At 44.9% G+C, this 15,768-nt stretch carries 11 protein-coding genes and 1 tRNA gene; 8 read left to right on the forward strand and 4 right to left on the reverse strand.

The features are described 5' to 3' along the window. The first annotated feature begins 11 nt into the window (after window positions 1-11). Together minD and minE are read left to right on the forward strand one after the other, a co-directional pair. On the forward strand, window positions 12-824 hold the full coding sequence (minD, locus tag M1D72_RS16895) for a septum site-determining protein MinD (RefSeq protein ID WP_390189218.1): 813 nt from the start codon (window positions 12-14) through the stop codon (window positions 822-824). Between the two features lie 7 nt (window positions 825-831). Further along, window positions 832-1,095, forward strand: coding sequence for a cell division topological specificity factor MinE (minE, locus tag M1D72_RS16900; protein WP_390189217.1), 264 nt, complete (start codon window positions 832-834; stop codon window positions 1,093-1,095). Between the two features lie 208 nt (window positions 1,096-1,303). Here the strand turns inward: minE and adhE are convergent, their stop codons facing one another. Next, on the reverse strand, window positions 1,304-4,015 hold the full coding sequence (adhE, locus tag M1D72_RS16905; protein WP_456295953.1) for a bifunctional acetaldehyde-CoA/alcohol dehydrogenase: 2,712 nt from the start codon (window positions 4,013-4,015) through the stop codon (window positions 1,304-1,306). A 662-nt stretch (window positions 4,016-4,677) separates the two neighbouring features. On the opposite strand from adhE, the gene M1D72_RS16910 reads away from it, so the two are divergent. Then, window positions 4,678-5,316 carry a YchE family NAAT transporter gene (locus tag M1D72_RS16910; protein WP_456295954.1) on the forward strand — a complete coding sequence of 213 codons (639 nt, stop codon included), beginning with the start codon at window positions 4,678-4,680 and terminating at the stop codon, window positions 5,314-5,316. A 139-nt stretch (window positions 5,317-5,455) separates the two neighbouring features. Further along, complete coding sequence (locus M1D72_RS16915; protein WP_456295955.1) at window positions 5,456-6,877, forward strand: MFS transporter; 1,422 nt, start codon at window positions 5,456-5,458, stop codon at window positions 6,875-6,877. A gap of 77 nt (window positions 6,878-6,954) precedes the next feature. Here the strand turns inward: M1D72_RS16915 and M1D72_RS16920 are convergent, their stop codons facing one another. Continuing rightward, window positions 6,955-8,313: a GGDEF domain-containing protein gene (locus M1D72_RS16920; RefSeq protein ID WP_456295956.1), complete on the reverse strand. Its 1,359-nt coding sequence runs from the start codon at window positions 8,311-8,313 to the stop codon at window positions 6,955-6,957. Window positions 8,314-8,712: 399 nt separating this feature from the next. Here M1D72_RS16920 and M1D72_RS16925 point away from each other — a divergent pair, with 399 nt between their 5' ends. After that, entirely contained in the window at window positions 8,713-10,761 is a 2,049-nt protein-coding gene (locus M1D72_RS16925; protein ID WP_456295957.1) for a methyl-accepting chemotaxis protein, read from the forward strand. A gap of 87 nt (window positions 10,762-10,848) precedes the next feature. Here M1D72_RS16925 and asd read toward each other — a convergent pair whose 3' ends face one another. Then, window positions 10,849-11,961 carry an aspartate-semialdehyde dehydrogenase gene (asd, locus tag M1D72_RS16930; protein ID WP_390191801.1) on the reverse strand — a complete coding sequence of 371 codons (1,113 nt, stop codon included), beginning with the start codon at window positions 11,959-11,961 and terminating at the stop codon, window positions 10,849-10,851. A 483-nt stretch (window positions 11,962-12,444) separates the two neighbouring features. Further along, window positions 12,445-13,446, reverse strand: coding sequence for a nucleoid-associated protein YejK (gene yejK / locus M1D72_RS16935; RefSeq protein WP_456295958.1), 1,002 nt, complete (start codon window positions 13,444-13,446; stop codon window positions 12,445-12,447). Window positions 13,447-13,533: 87 nt separating this feature from the next. On the opposite strand from yejK, the gene M1D72_RS16940 reads away from it, so the two are divergent. From M1D72_RS16940 to M1D72_RS16950, 3 genes are all read left to right on the forward strand, one after another. After that, the gene (locus tag M1D72_RS16940; RefSeq protein WP_390189209.1) at window positions 13,534-13,752 is read left to right on the forward strand and encodes a DUF1414 domain-containing protein; all 219 of its coding nucleotides are present in this window, start codon (window positions 13,534-13,536) and stop codon (window positions 13,750-13,752) included. Window positions 13,753-13,790: 38 nt separating this feature from the next. Next, window positions 13,791-15,593: a DUF3413 domain-containing protein gene (locus M1D72_RS16945; RefSeq protein WP_390189207.1), complete on the forward strand. Its 1,803-nt coding sequence runs from the start codon at window positions 13,791-13,793 to the stop codon at window positions 15,591-15,593. 52 nt (window positions 15,594-15,645) lie between these two features. After that, window positions 15,646-15,722: transfer RNA gene (locus M1D72_RS16950), tRNA-Pro, on the forward strand. Window positions 15,723-15,768: the final 46 nt, after the last annotated feature.

A 15,768-nucleotide genomic window follows, 5' to 3' on the forward strand; every position in this document is an offset into this window, starting at 1 on the left:
GAATCTATTTCATGGCACGCATTATAGTTGTCACGTCGGGTAAAGGCGGCGTGGGAAAAACAACATCGAGCGCGGCAATCGCTTCTGGCTTAGCGCTTAAGGGCAAAAAGACCGCGGTGGTTGATTTTGATATCGGCTTGCGTAACCTCGATTTGATCATGGGCTGTGAGCGTCGTGTCGTCTACGATTTTGTTAACGTGATCAATGGCGAAGCAACCCTGAATCAAGCACTGATCAAAGACAAACGCACAGAAAATTTGTTCATCTTACCTGCATCACAAACGCGTGATAAAGACGCCCTCACCCATGATGGCGTAGAGCGCGTACTCAATGAACTTGACGAAATGGGCTTCGATTTTGTCATTTGTGATTCGCCTGCAGGCATCGAGCAAGGTGCGCTAATGGCGCTATACTATGCAGATGAAGCAATTGTTACTACCAACCCTGAAGTTTCATCAGTTCGCGATTCTGACCGTATTTTGGGCATTTTGGATTCAAAATCAAAACGCGCAGAACAAGGCCTTGAGCCCGTCAAGCAGCACCTACTATTGACTCGCTACAATCCAGCGCGTGTCAATCAGGGTGAAATGCTAAGTGTCGAAGACGTTGAAGAGATTTTACATATTTCATTGCTTGGGGTAATTCCAGAAAGCCAAGCGGTGTTAAACGCATCAAACAAAGGTGTCCCTGTGGTCTTTGATGAGCAGTCAGACGCAGGTATGGCGTACAGCGATACCGTTGACCGCCTTCTTGGTGAACAAGTGGAGTTCCGCTTCTTGGTCGAGGAGAAAAAAGGCATCTTTAAACGACTATTTGGAGGCTAACGACATTATGTCACTACTTGAGTTTTTTAGACCCAATAAGAAAGCATCCGCCAGCCTCGCCAAAGAGCGACTACAAATTATCGTTGCGGAGCGACGCAGTCAAAATGAACCTTCTCCGGCCTACTTGCCGCAGATGAAAGAAGACATTCTGGCCGTCATTAAAAAGTACGTCGCGATAGACCCTTCTATGGTCGATTTGTCGTTTGAACAAAAAGACGAAGATATCGCAGTACTGGAGCTTAACGTACGCTTACCTGATGACGAGAAGTAAACGCGAGTTCACTGTGAGTCGAATATGTAAAAGGCGCCGAACGGTGCCTTTTTTATTGCCATCAAAAGCGCTTTACCCCTACTCCCAGCAAGCGTTCGACTGGTACATAAGTGCCCCTCACCGATGCCCCAATCAGGCATAAAAAAAGCCCCAGCGCGGGGCTAGGGCTTTGTCGACATCGTAGATTTCGTGCTAGCGAAAATCTCTCTTATGCTTCAGCTTTTGGCTTTTTGCTTGCTGCTGGTTTTGCTGCTGGTTTTTCAGCAACTTGGTCAGCTTTTTTCTTGATAACGGTAGTGCCTTCGAAGGTTTCACCTTCAACAAACGCTTTACCGTAGTAAGACGCTTTAAGCACTTCTTTTAGCTCGCTGATTAGAGGGTAACGTGGGTTCGCACCAGTACATTGGTCATCGAACGCGTCAACCGCTAGTTGGTCAACTTTCGCTAAGAAGTCAGCTTCATTAACACCGGCGGCTTGGATAGACATTGGAATATCCAAGTTTTGTTTTAGCTCATCCAACCAAGCAAGTAGACGCTCAATTTTCTGTGCAGTACGGTCGCCAGGTTGAACCAGACCTAAGTGCTCAGCAACTTCTGCGTAACGACGGCGTGCTTGTGGACGGTCGTATTGAGAGAACGCAGTTTGTTTAGTTGGGTTGTCATTCGCGTTGTAACGGATAACGTTTGAAATCATCAATGCGTTAGCAAGACCGTGTGGAAGGTGGAACTCCGCACCGATTTTGTGAGCAATTGAGTGACAAACACCAAGGAACGCGTTGGCAAATGCCATACCAGCGATGGTTGCGCCATTGTGTACTTTCTCACGAGCAATTGGGTCATTCGCACCATTTGCATAGCTTGAAGGTAGGTACTCTTTTAGCAGTTTAAGAGCTTGTAGCGCTTGACCGTCTGAGTACTCGCTTGCCAGAACAGATACGTAAGCTTCTAGCGCGTGAGTTACCGCATCGTAACCACCGAATGCAGTTAGAGACTTCGGCATATTCATGACTAGGTTCGCATCAACGATAGCCATTTGAGGAGTTAGCTCGTAATCCGCCAATGGGTATTTCGCGCCAGTTTGGTCATCGGTAACAACCGCGAATGGTGTTACTTCTGAACCAGTACCTGAAGTGGTAGTGATACAAACAAGCTCTGCTTTTTGACCCATTTTAGGGAACTTGTAGATACGTTTACGGATATCCATAAAGCGCATTGCAAGCTCTTCGAAGTGCGTTTCTGGGTGCTCGTACATCACCCACATGATTTTCGCAGCATCCATTGGTGAACCACCACCTAGCGCAAGAATCACATCCGGTTGGTAGCTCTGCATTTGAGCAGCACCTTTCTTAACGACCGATAGCGTTGGATCCGCTTCTACGTCAAAGAAAGTTTGAACTTCAAGGCCTAGACCTTTCAGTAGGCTCACAACTTCGTCAGCATAACCGTTGTTGAATAGGAAGCGGTCAGTCACTAGGAATGCACGTTTCTTACCTTCTAGGTCGCTAAGTGCGATCGGAAGGCTACCACGACGGAAGTAGATTGACTTAGGTAGTTTGTGCCACAACATATTCTCAGCTCGCTTCGCAACAGTTTTCTTGTTGATTAGGTGTTTAGGACCTACGTTTTCAGAGATAGAGTTACCACCCCAAGAACCACAACCTAGCGTCAATGAAGGTGCAACATTGAAGTTGTACAAGTCACCAATACCACCGTGAGTGGTTGGGATATTGATAAGAATACGAGCTGTTTTTAGTTTGTCACCGAAGTAACGGATACGGTCTGCGTTAACATCTTGGTTCGTGTAAAGACCTGATGTATGGCCGATACCACCGATTTCAACCATTGTCACCGCTTGGTCTACCGCGTTTTCAAATGAAGACGCGCGGAACATGCCCAATGTTGGAGACAATTTCTCGTGAGCGAACTCATCGTCGTAAGACACTTCACCGAGACCTTCACCCACAAGGATTTTAGTATCAGCAGGGACTTTAACACCGGCCATTTCTGCAATCACAGTCGCAGGTTGACCAACGATTTTCGCATTCAGTGCTCCATCGATAAGCAGAACTTTACGCACTTTATCCGCATCAGTTTTTGATAAAACGTGCGCTTTGTGAGTGGCAAAACGCTCTTTCACTTCGTCGTATACATCGTCAACAACGATAACCGCTTGCTCAGACGCACAAACAACGCCGTTATCGAAGGTTTTTGACATCAGTACAGAGGCGACAGCACGTTTAATGTCTGCGCTTTCGTCGATAACAACAGGAACGTTACCTGCACCAACACCGATAGCCGGTTTACCAGAAGAGTAAGCTGCTTTAACCATGCCAGGACCACCTGTTGCAAGGATAAGCGCAATGCCTTCATGTTTCATCAATGCGTTAGAAAGCTCAACTGACGGCTCATCGATCCAGCCAATGATGTCACGTGGTGCGCCAGCAGCAACAGCGGCTTCAAGAACCAATTTCGCTGCATCGTTTGTTGAGTGTTTTGCGCGTGGGTGTGGTGAGAAGATGATACCGTTACGAGTCTTCAAAGAGATAAGAGATTTGAAGATTGCGGTTGAAGTTGGGTTAGTGGTTGGAACAATACCACAGATAATACCAACAGGTTCTGCGATAGTCATAGTGCCTAGGTTGTCATCTTCGTCTAGAACACCACAGGTTTTTTCATCTTTGTATTTATTGTAAATAAACTCAGATGCGAAGTGGTTTTTGATCACTTTATCTTCGACAATACCCATGCCAGATTCCGCAACTGCTTGTTGAGCAAGAGGGATACGGGCTTGGTTTGCCGCTAGAGATGCTGCACGGAAAATTTTGTCTACTTGCTCTTGAGAGTAAGTTGCAAATTCTTCTTGAGCCGCTTTTACGCGAGCGACGAGAGCATCAAGTTCAGCCAAGTTGGTTACAGGCATAGTGAATCTCCTAAAATAACAAATATTAAAAACTTTTTAGTAAGGTTGTGGACGTTTCTCTACTGATGTTTCAGTTACTTATCTAACAACACTCTTAGTAAACGGCTTTCAATGTAAGTAATTTCTTTCCATGGCTTGAGTATATTATTTCAGTATTCGAAATAAATTGACCCAGATCAGTTATGAAAAGCTCTTTACCTCTAAAGTAGTGCGCCGCACAAAAGAAAAAACCTAAGTAACTGAATTTAAACAGCTTTTAATAACTTCGCGTTTGTAAAAAAAACACATATTTTTGAGAAATTTTCACGCCTCTTTCAGCCCTCTTGTAAAAAAGTTTCATTTTTAACCACTTAATTACATGTGTATCGTGATTTTCGTGCCACTAAAAAGTATAGAGAGCCTCGATAAACTCTCTACTTTGTCGCGATGATTATGAAATAACTTTGCTCATTATAGACCGTTCCTATCTATGGATACGTTGCTGCCATTGTAGTTAACATCGTGGCAAAAAGCCGTTTACCTTAAAACCATAAATTAGTTTTTCTCACATCTGCAATGGCTGACAGGTTAGTTTTTTTCATTCGAACCAAAGTGATTTTTGCCTTACATTAGCGCCTCACCTAACATTCACCTTGATCCTTTTTTCTTTGAGTACGCAAGTTATGCAAAGTTTCGATTTGGCTATTTTTCTTCAGTTTTTTCTGGGATTAGTAGCTGCGGTCAATCCGGTAGGGATTATGCCGGTATTCGTGTCGCTTACCGGACACATGACCATTGAGGAAAAACATAAAACGGCAGGCACCGCGAATATCGCGGTTGCGGTCATTCTGATTGTCTCGCTGCTCGGCGGACAACTGCTACTAGATATGTTTAGCATTTCCCTCGATTCGTTTCGTGTCGCTGGCGGTCTGCTGCTGATGAGCATCGCGTTTTCAATGATGAGCGGTAAACTTGGTGAAGATAAACAGAATAAACAGGAAAAATCGGAATACATTAGCCGAGAACAAGTCGGCGTCGTACCGCTCGCCATGCCGTTAATGGCCGGGCCTGGTGCAATCAGTTCAACCATTGTTTACGGTTCACGTTATCCGGGAATGATGGATACTTTAGGTATCTGCCTAACTATCGTAGTGTTTTGTGGTTGCTCATGGCTTCTATTTCGCTCTGCACCACTCATCGTGCGTTTTCTTGGTCAAACTGGCATCAACGTAATTACCCGTATCATGGGTCTAATTCTAGGCGCATTGGGGATTGAATTTATTGCCAATGGCCTGCGCAGTTTATTTCCTGGCCTGGCATAACAACAGATTGATTCCCTTCTCCTAAACCGCGCTTTTTAGTGCGGTTTTTTATATCTCTCATCCCCAAGTCCTCACTGGCTCTATCGCTGTTTTGTCTTCATAATGGCACGTAGTTTTCCCCGAACTAAGGTCGTGTTACTTGAATGACAGCAACAAAAGCCAGTTAACCGCTGCTGGTTTAACTCTATTAATACTTGGGCAGTTAATGCCACAGATGGATTTCTCCATCGTGAATGTCGCGCTTGATGCCATTCGCCAAACGCTGCAAGCCAGCGATCTACAACTCGGTCTTGTTGTCTCGTTGTATGGCTTAGCCTTTTCAGTATTTCTGGCCATGAGTGGACGTCTTGGCGACCGCTACGGACGCAAGAAGTTGTTTATGGTGGGTATTTGCTTATTTGCCCTCTCGTCACTGCTGTGTGGTATGGCACAAACCATTTACTTGCTGATCGGTGCACGCATACTACAGGGCGTGGCAGCCGCACTATTGATGCCACAAATTCTCGCCACGATACATGTGTCGTTAAGTGGAGAGCGTCACTCAAAAGCAATTGGCTTATACGGTTCTGTTGGCGGCCTCTCCTTTGTCATCGGCCAAATTCTTGGTGGTTGGCTGGTTTCTGCCGATTTATTTGGAATGGGTTGGCGCTCCGTGTTTTATCTGAATCTCCCTTTTTGTGCCGCCATTTTGTATTTTGGTAAAAAACACATTCCTGAAACGAAAGAACAGCATGCGATGTCCCTCGATGGCTTAGGTACCCTGTTATTTGCCATGATTGTGGGCCTCATTCTTACCTCCATTTCCTTGGGTGCAGAAGATCACTGGTCATGGCATATATGGGGGTTACTCGTGGTCACGATTCCTCTTGGCGTTTTACTGTGGAATATTGAGAGGCGCAAAGAAGCCAGCAATGATGCGCCGCTGCTTCCTCCCTCCCTACTGAAAGAACCCAATGTGCAAGCGGGGATGTTTAGCTTAATGATGTTGAGCGCAACGTTTGGCGGCTTTATGTTTGTGGTTGCGTTAACATTACAGTCGGGCTTTCAGTGGCCCGCTTATGCATCCGGAAATGGCTTTCTGGGTTTAGGGCTCTCGTACTTTGCAGGCTCTTTGATGGTGGCAAAAATCGCCAAAATGATGGGAAAATCGGCGTTTCGCGGTGTCATGATTCTAGGTGCTGTCTTGTGCTTGATTGGCTATGTCTACCTCTACACGACCCTCACCCAGTATGCGGAATCATTGACAGCAACCGTGCTGTTCCTACCTATGGTGGTGGTCGGTGTCGGTAATGCGTTTGTGGTAAACAGTGCCATTCGAATTGGGTTATCGGGTATTCCTGCCAAATTCGCGGGTGTGGGAAGCGCATTAATGACCACCCTGCAACAAGCCGCGTTGGCATTAGGTACTGCCCTCGCAGGTGCCTTTTACACTCAACATATTGAAGCGAGCGATCGCTTTCAACTTCACGCTTTGCAAGCGGGCCTTTGGGTATTGACGGTATTTATTAGTGTGCTGCTCATTTTCAATTTACTGCTGCTGTTTAAACGTCGCCATGGCTAGTTAAGCAAAATACGCAATCTCACTAAAAAAGCCCCGCGTGGGGCTTTTTTGTTAATGCTACGGTAATCACATTGGTGTTACTCACGATACACCACCTGATTGCGGCCAAGTCGTTTCGCATCATACAAAGCGCTGTCTGCTCGTTTGAAAAGGGAAGTTTCATCATCGAACTCGCGAAACGTGGTCACGCCGAGACTGACCGTCACCGGAGGTAAATCTTCATAACGTTTACTTTCAATCAGACTTTGTAGTGATTCAGCCACCGCTTCCAATGCTGGCTTGTCGAGCATTGGCAAAATGATCGCAAACTCTTCACCACCAATTCGAAACAACATGTCGGTTTTACGTAGCCGTTCACTGATGGTCGCCGTGATACGCTTTAGCAATTGATCGCCCGTATCGTGGCCATGCTGGTCGTTAACCCTTTTAAAATGGTCAATATCAAGAATGATCAAACCAAACTGATAACCACGCTTAGCTAAGTTTACTTGCTTAGCAATTTCTTCTTCCCATTTATGGCGGTTAAACACGCCCGTCAGTCTGTCTTGTGTTGCCAGTTTCAACAGCTGCTTTTCCACTTCTTCCCGATAGGTCATCTCTCCTGACAAACTGAGCATAACGCGCTGAATGTCTTTTTCTAAACTTGCCAGTTCATCACGACTGTCCACGTCGCTGATGTCCGGTGCGGGCACAGGCTCACCATGTTCCAGCGAATTGTTGAGGCTGTGGATTTCACCCTGAATGCGACGAATACGTGTAAGGATTAATCGAACAATATACACGGTCAGCAGTAAGCCTAATACCAATGCCGTAATACCAAGCGCAGAGTTCACAAACAAGAACTCCTTCTCATGTTGCTCTGTGTAATAAGCGTCGCGGCGGGAGATTTGATTCAGGCGTTCTATCACCTGCTTTTGCAGTGCTTCTAATTCGGCTGCGAGTGTTTCTATTTGCTCAATATCTTGTTCATGAGCCTTAGGCGCTAACATGACTTGTGTCAGTTTATCTTCATAGCGGCGGCTGAGTTGGTAGTAATCACTCAGCGACGCAGACACTTGCTGGTGCTCGACAACATTGAGCTGAAGCGCTTCTTGGTTGAGGCTATCTGAAATCAGGTTAATGGCGCGGTCAAGCAACTGCTTGAGCTTATTTTTCTCCATCACAAACTGTTGATGGGGTTCTAGCGCATTAGGATCTAAGTCACCGAGTAACACTTGTTCAAATTCGAGGTGCTGCTCAAGCTCGATAAACTCGATTTGATTCATGATCTGGCTGAGAGGGATATCCAGATACGCCACTTCCCTCATCTCTTCTTCGATCAACTGAATTTTGTAGATTGAATAAACAATCGTTGCCAATAGAAACGAAAGTAGCAAAACAAAAAGCCCACCAATCTTTCGTTTAATTGACGCGTTATACCAGCTTACAAACACCATGCTGTTCCTTAAGTCATTTTGCAATCAAACGCTTAGCTGCGCTCTTAAGGGTTTAACAATCACTAAATTATAAATCACTTATGTAATAGCGTCAGAGAATATTTCTCTATATTACGATAGATACCAGTTAATAAAGTTGGGCTTATTTTTATAAATAAACATCGAAATTTCATTAACTTCGAGAAACTAGCAGGCTTTAATGGCGGACAAAAACGAACGTAATTTTAGCTCAATCTATAGTTGTAGCGATCTTGATTCCAAGTAATTCAAATGTTTGAGCTAAGTATCAAAGCTGACAATTGCTCTGTGACCAATGACAAAAACACAAATCAAAACGATGTTTTATTTATAACCTTGTCGATATTGTGACTTTACATTCTGCCTAACCATGGATGTATCATGACAATCAATATAATGAATTATTTTAATAACAAGCGAGTTGGTTTTCAGGTCAAGCTAGTGATGATCGTGGCATTAGCCGTGGTATTCACCGCTTTAGCGAGCTTGGTGTATTTCAATACGTCGAAAATCTTTCTCTCGTCCCTCTACAAAGAGCAGCAATCTCGTCTAAGCGCAATCTCTGACACTATTAGTGGTCAATACGATGCGTATGTCGATACCACACGCGTTCTAACATCCACGCTAAAAAATGGCTATTTGGCAGGATTTGAAATTCAGGATATGAAGCTGCCGTTTGGTCAATATCAAATCTACAACATTGATCTCTATGGCTTGCCCTTGGTCAATAACACCGAGTTGGTTGATACTTTCACCACAGACACCGGAGCCAAAGCCACCTTGTTTGCGTTAATGGACAACAGCTGGTTAAGTATCTCCAGCTCACTAACCGATGAACAAGGTGAACGCTACGTATCTAAAGTCATGGATAAGGAGTTTGTCGGTTACGAAAAGCTGATGAATGGCAAAAGCTACTCTACGTTTTATCAGTATGGCGGCAAGCAATATATCTCATATTACGAACCGGTTATGACTCGCGACAAAAAACCAGGCGCGGTGTTTGCGGTTTACCTACCAGTCTCCACCATCACCCAAAAAATCTTTGCGTCGCTATACACCATTAAATGGGGGGATTCAGGTAATACTCTGGTCGCCGATGCAGACCACGACAGGCTAGGAAAATTGTTATTGGCCGATGAGACGCTCAGTGGTCTCGACAATCTGACTCAACTGACCGATGCAAGTGGTCAGCAACCTTTTGCGAAACTCGCCGAACAGCAACAGGGGTTAGTTCAATACACCCAAGACACCGATGGTGCAAAACTCCCGATGTACGCGGTGTTTACCAAAATCAAAGGCTGGAACTGGTATTTGATTGGCGGTAGCCAGCAAAGTGAATTAACCAAAGACAGTAAAACACTCATCTGGCTTGTAAGCCTAATGTCGCTCGCAGGCGGCATCATCACCTTTATTTTGCTAACGCTCACGATTGGTCGCGTACTCAAGCCAATGAAATCAATCTCACAAGCCGTGCAACGCTTAGGCGATGGAGAACTGAGCTTAGAGCTTGAAACTGGCAATGCCAACACTCAAAACGAGATCATCCAACTTAAAAATGGCGTGTCGGCGATGGCTCATCAGTTGAACGATTTGGTGAGGCAAATTCGCCAATCAAGTGAGCAAGTCAGTGATCTCTCGTCGGCAGTGGCTGACGATGCCAACATCAATAACCAGCAATCTCAAAACCAGCAGCAGCAATTAGAGTCTATGGTGACAGCCATCGAAGAACTGGCAACCTCGTCAAATGACATAGCTCAGCAAGTCGAGTTTATTGCTGAAGGAACGGAAAAAGCTAAGCAAGCTTCAACCTTGGGTAAAAACAAAGTGGAGCAAGTGGTTTCGGAAGTCACGGTGCTGCATGACCAGCTCACAAACCTCGCCAAAGCCAACGAGCAAGTGGATAAAAGCAGTCAAGAGATTCAATCTATTATCAAAATGATCAGTGAGATTGCCGAGCAAACTAACCTGCTGGCGCTCAACGCTGCCATTGAAGCCGCGCGGGCTGGCGAGCAAGGTCGAGGGTTTGCCGTGGTCGCCGATGAAGTCCGCACCCTCGCCCAACGAACTCAGAATTCGGTGGGCAGCGTCGTTGACTTTATTAAGCAGCTCAACGCTTCGACACAAAGCTCAAATCAGCAAATGACAGAAAGCTTAGAGAAAGCCACACATGTCACGCAGATTACCTCACAAGCGGAGCAAGCATTGGAATCCATTACAGAACAGGTCAACTTAATCAATAGTCACTCAACCTCAATAGCGGCAGCGGCAGAGCAACAAGCCCAAGTCTCTCAAGAAGTTGCGACTCACGCGACTGAAACCAATGAACTCACTCAAGCCGGACGCGAGACCATCGCTCGAACGTTACAAAGCTCTCAGTTATTAGGCAAAGAAGCCCAATCGCTTGTCGAGCACGTCGCGAGCTTTCGATAGTTGTTAAGCATGTGACATCAACCAGCAAGTACCGATAAAAGAAAAGCGCCCGAATGGGCGCTTTTGCTATTGAGAGCTTTATAATGATTAAGCTTTTTCTGCAAGGATAATGCGTAATGTACGACGCAGTGGTTCTGCTGCGCCCCATAGCAGTTGGTCACCTACTGTAAACGCATTGAGGAAATCGTTGCCCATCGCCATTTTACGTAGGCGACCGACAGGGACTGACATGGTTCCAGTTACTTTCGCTGGAGAAAGCTCTTGAGTCGTGATATCGCGTTCATTCGGGATCACTTTTACCCAATCGTTATGAGTCGCAATGATCTCTTCGATTTCATCCATCGGGACATCTTGTTTCAGCTTAATGGTAAGCGCTTGTGCATGGCAACGCATCGCACCAATACGTACACAAGTACCATCAATCGCAACCGGGTTGGTATTACCCAAAATCTTGTTAGCTTCAACGCCCGCTTTCCACTCTTCTTTGCTTTGACCATTGTCGCGTTTAACGTCAATCCAAGGAATTAAAGAACCGGCCAATGGCACACCGAAATTATCAGTAGGGAAAGAAGCGCAGCGCATGGTGTCAGCGACTTTCTTATCGATATCAAGAATTGAACTTGCAGGGTTAGCCAGCTCAGAGCTAACAGAATCGTTAATCACGCCCATTTGGGAAATCAACTCGCGCATATTTTTCGCGCCAGCACCGGATGCCGCTTGATAAGTCATCGCGCTCATCCACTCAACAAGGCCTTTCTCAAATAAGCCGCCTAAGCCCATTAGCATCAAACTCACCGTGCAGTTACCACCAACGAACGTATTGGTACCACCGTGAATGCCTTGCTGAATTTGCGCTAAGTTGACGGGATCAAGTGTGATAATCGCATCTTTATCCATGCGCAATGTTGATGCAGCGTCAATCCAGTAACCTTTCCAGCCAGCTTGACGAAGTGCTGGGAACACTTTCTCTGTGTAACCACCGCCTTGACAAGTAATCACTGCATCCAACTGTTTTAGGCTGTCGATATCGTAGGCATCTTGCAAGTTACCTGCATCTTTACCAAAGTTTGGAGCAGGAATACCGACTTGCGAGGTGCTGTAGAAAACAGGTTCGATAAGATCGAAGTCTTTTTCTTCAATCATACGTTGCATTAGGACAGAACCCACCATGCCACGCCAACCAATCAAACCAACTCTCATCATTAACTCTCCGTGTACTCGTTCAAATATGCTTTCCATCTTTCAATTTTCAGCAACAAATCTCAAGTCATATTTAGATTTTTCTTCCAGTTTTTGCTTAATTTTTATCAAATTTTGCTAAAAACTAGAGTTAGTCGATGATCTTACGAAGATTATTGAGCCAATTGAAAACGTAACGAATCATGAATATAGAACTTTTTATTTTTAATAAACAATAAGATAAATTAATATATCTCGTTATGAGTATCCGTTATGCCAATCAAACATGCACAGCGGCGCGGCGAAACGACAATAAAGCCAATACCCTATATTTAGGTAGTGGTTTCCATAGAAAGAATGGGAAAACCAACGAAAAAGCTCACTTGATACTCAAAACCCAGCACAGGATGAAAAAAGCCGTTTGGAACAAGCAGAGAGGAATGAAAATGACTTTGCTTCAGACGTTTACTATTTAGACTGAAGCAAAGCTTAGTAGGGAGGAGATTACTGGTTGCGGGTCAACTGATCACGCAGATTAGGTGGTGTCCCTTTGATGGTAAGCGTGTCCGTTTCTGGATCGTAAAACACGCGTTCGCCCATGAGCACACTATCAAAGCTGACATTCAACCCACCGCCAGCGCCGACATATTTAGTGAGTTTGCGTACGGTTGAACGGTCGGCAGGAAAGCTCTCTTCCAACTCGTAACCTTGCTCTTTGGTGAAATCCATAAAGCTGGTGCCATCTTGGCTCGCGGGCAATTCACCAGATAGCTCACGAACTTCGACTTCATCACCTGATTTTATCTGCTCATTACAGTAGTCGTATACTTGCTTTTTGTACTGAACCGCTTCTTCTTTCTCCAATTTCGAATCCGCGCAAAAATCTTGTACCGCTTGCATCAACACTTGGTTTTGCTGCTTCACATCAAGCCCAACTTCTGCTTGGAGAAAATCTAGGAAGAAATCGGCAACTTTGCGCCCGACACGCCCTTTGATGTAACTCAGATAGCGATTGGACTCTTTATCGGTGTCGTAACTTGATAAGTCAAGACGGGCGACAATGTCCATTTTTGTCAGATCTAAGTAATCTGTCGCACTAATCTCTAACCCTTCGGTGACTTTCATGCTCTGTTTGGAAGGTATAATACCAATCAGTAAATATTCAGTGGCAAGTGACTGATATTGTGCAATAACAAAGATCCCCTCTTCTGCAAAAGGGTACTTTGAAATTTCATCTTTAAGACGGGTTCCACACAGTTGAGAGAAATCGTAGAAATTTTTATCGCCGCTACGTAATTGCTGCAACCAGTTTTGGAATTCACTGTCTGATTTAAAAGAGCCAAAGCCTTTACCTGCTTTAGAATGAAAGACACGGTGTAATTCAGAAACAAAGTGCTCGCTGGACGCATCATGCTCTAGTGCATCACTGCGGAAATGGATTTCTAACTCTTCAGAGTCATTTTTCTGAAGTTGATGAAGGATAAGGTTGGAAAGATGAAGGCTCATAGTGAAAATATCGTTGTGCTATGTTTCAGTTGTCACGCATTGTAGGTTATCATAAGCCGCTTTACTACTATCATCATTAGAGTCTTTATGCCGATTACATCAAAATACAGCAATGAACAAATTGAAACTATCCTTAGCGAAGTTGGCACTATTTTTCAAAAACACCAAGCCGCTCCAGATTTGATGCTGATGATCGCTGGTAATATTGCTACCAACGTGGTAAATCAACACGTTGCGGAGTCTCAACGTAAGAAAATTGCAGAACAATTTGCTCAAGCATTGCTTGCCTCTGTCGAAGAAAAGTAAGACTAAAACACAAAATTTAGCGGAAAATAGAACAGTACATGGTAGATAAAGGAAATACATACGGCGAAAGAGTGTCGAGATTAGTCGGTTGGGGGCACTGGTTTGCTTTCTTCAACATAATTTCTGCAATGCTCATCGGGACTCGATATATCGCTCAATCCCCTTGGCCAGAAACATTATTAGGCCAGTTTTATCTCGCCGTCTCTTGGGTTGGACATTTTGGTTTTTTAGTTTTTGCTATTTACCTGTTAATTCTGTTCCCGCTGACATTTTTGATTCCATCACGGAAACTCTTTCGATTAGTCGCTGTCTGCTTTGCAACGGTGGGGTTGACGGTTCTATTAGTCGACACTCAAGCCTATCAGTCGATAAACCTGCACTTAAACCCTGTAGTTTGGGAAGTGCTATTTAGTGACGACAGTGAAAGTGCGGTGACCGCGGACTTGCAGCACTTGTTTGTCGTGTTACCGCTGATCTTCTTGATAGAGCTCGCATTATCAGAATGGGTCTGGCACAAGCAGCGCCGTTTATCACACAAACGTGTGGGACGCCCGATTGCCGCCTTTTTCTTTGTGAGTTTTATTGCAAGCCATCTAACGTACGTTTGGGCGGATGCTTACTTCTATAGCCCAATCACTTCCCAGCGAGCGAATTTCCCGCTGTCATATCCAATGACCGCCAAGTCGTTCATGCAGAAACACGGGTTACTGGATCGCGATGAATACCTCAAACGCCAAGCGGAGAGTGAAAATGCGGACATTGTTAATTATCCACTAGAACCGATTGAATTTAACCGCCGTCCAAATGATTTGAATATTTTGGTGGTGAGCGTGAACAATCTCCGTTCTGACGCGCTCAATGAGCAGGAAATGCCCAATACCTACGCATTCGCTCAGCAATCATTGAACTTTACCAACCATTATAGCTCCAGCAATGACATGTTTGGTGTCTTCGGGCTGTTCTATGGTTTGCCAAGTAGCTATGAAACGAGTATTCGCTCTCAAGCGACCAAACCTGTTGTGATTAAAGCACTTGAAAATCAGGACTACCAATTTGGTCTATTCAGTGGTGGTAATTTCGATGACAACCTGTATGCAGAAACTATGTTCATCGATAAATCACTCACTGAACTGCCCAAAGATGGCAACGGACCAAATGACAATCAAGCGATCAACGCTTGGTCACAGTGGGTTACTCAGCAGCCAAATGGTAAACCTTGGTTCAGCTTTATCGAGCTAACCACACTTGAAGATTTTCAAATGCAAGGGAATGGCAAAGGCTCGGCTACCGAAAAATTACGCTCAGGCTATCAACAGTCAGTGCAGCATGCGGACGAGGAACTGGCGAAATTGTTTGAAGAGATTCAAACCTTACAGCTGCAAGACAACACCATGGTCGTGATTACGTCAAACCATGGTATTGAGTTCAATGAAACCAAGACCAACAGCTGGGGCGCCAATAGCAATTACAGCCAATATCAGTTGCAAGTCCCAATGGTCATTTACTGGCCAGGTAAAGTGCCCGGCGTCTACAGTCATCGCACAAGCCACCTCGATTTCTCGGTGACTCTAATGCAAGACTTATTGGGTGTGTCATCGAAACCCAGTGACTTTAGTAGTGGTCGTAATATGTTTGATGAGAGCAAACGCCGTTGGATCATTGCCGGTGATTCTCGTGAACTTGCTCTAATTACCGACAGCAGTACCACCGTGATTGATAAATTTGGTAACTTCAAATTGTACGACCAAGACTACCATCGTCTACAAGATGAAAACCCAACTTTGCCTGTGTTAATGCAAGGATTGACCGAATTGCAGCGTTTTTATACAAAAAGCAATTAAATCAGTTTGTTATTGTTGACCTCATCGGCTTTTATGATTACATTTGTCGAATCGGACTGTAGCACAGCTTGGTAGCGCACCGTCATGGGGTGTCGGGGGTCGGAGGTTCAAATCCTCTCAGTCCGACCATACACCTGAAAAGGAAGCCTAACGGCTTCCTTTTTTTATGCCCTAC

The organism is Vibrio sp. AK197, from assembly GCF_053903115.1.

Coding starts and splice junctions, on each gene's coding strand:
- minD (WP_390189218.1), top strand. CDS start 12: ATGGCACGCATTATAGTTGTCACGTCGGGTAAAGGCGGCGTGGGAAAA.
- minE (WP_390189217.1), top strand. CDS start 832: ATGTCACTACTTGAGTTTTTTAGACCCAATAAGAAAGCATCCGCCAGC.
- adhE (WP_456295953.1), bottom strand. CDS start 4,015: ATGCCTGTAACCAACTTGGCTGAACTTGATGCTCTCGTCGCTCGCGTA.
- M1D72_RS16910 (WP_456295954.1), top strand. CDS start 4,678: ATGCAAAGTTTCGATTTGGCTATTTTTCTTCAGTTTTTTCTGGGATTA.
- M1D72_RS16920 (WP_456295956.1), bottom strand. CDS start 8,313: ATGGTGTTTGTAAGCTGGTATAACGCGTCAATTAAACGAAAGATTGGT.
- M1D72_RS16925 (WP_456295957.1), top strand. CDS start 8,713: ATGACAATCAATATAATGAATTATTTTAATAACAAGCGAGTTGGTTTT.
- asd (WP_390191801.1), bottom strand. CDS start 11,961: ATGAGAGTTGGTTTGATTGGTTGGCGTGGCATGGTGGGTTCTGTCCTA.
- yejK (WP_456295958.1), bottom strand. CDS start 13,446: ATGAGCCTTCATCTTTCCAACCTTATCCTTCATCAACTTCAGAAAAAT.
- M1D72_RS16940 (WP_390189209.1), top strand. CDS start 13,534: ATGCCGATTACATCAAAATACAGCAATGAACAAATTGAAACTATCCTT.
- M1D72_RS16945 (WP_390189207.1), top strand. CDS start 13,791: ATGGTAGATAAAGGAAATACATACGGCGAAAGAGTGTCGAGATTAGTC.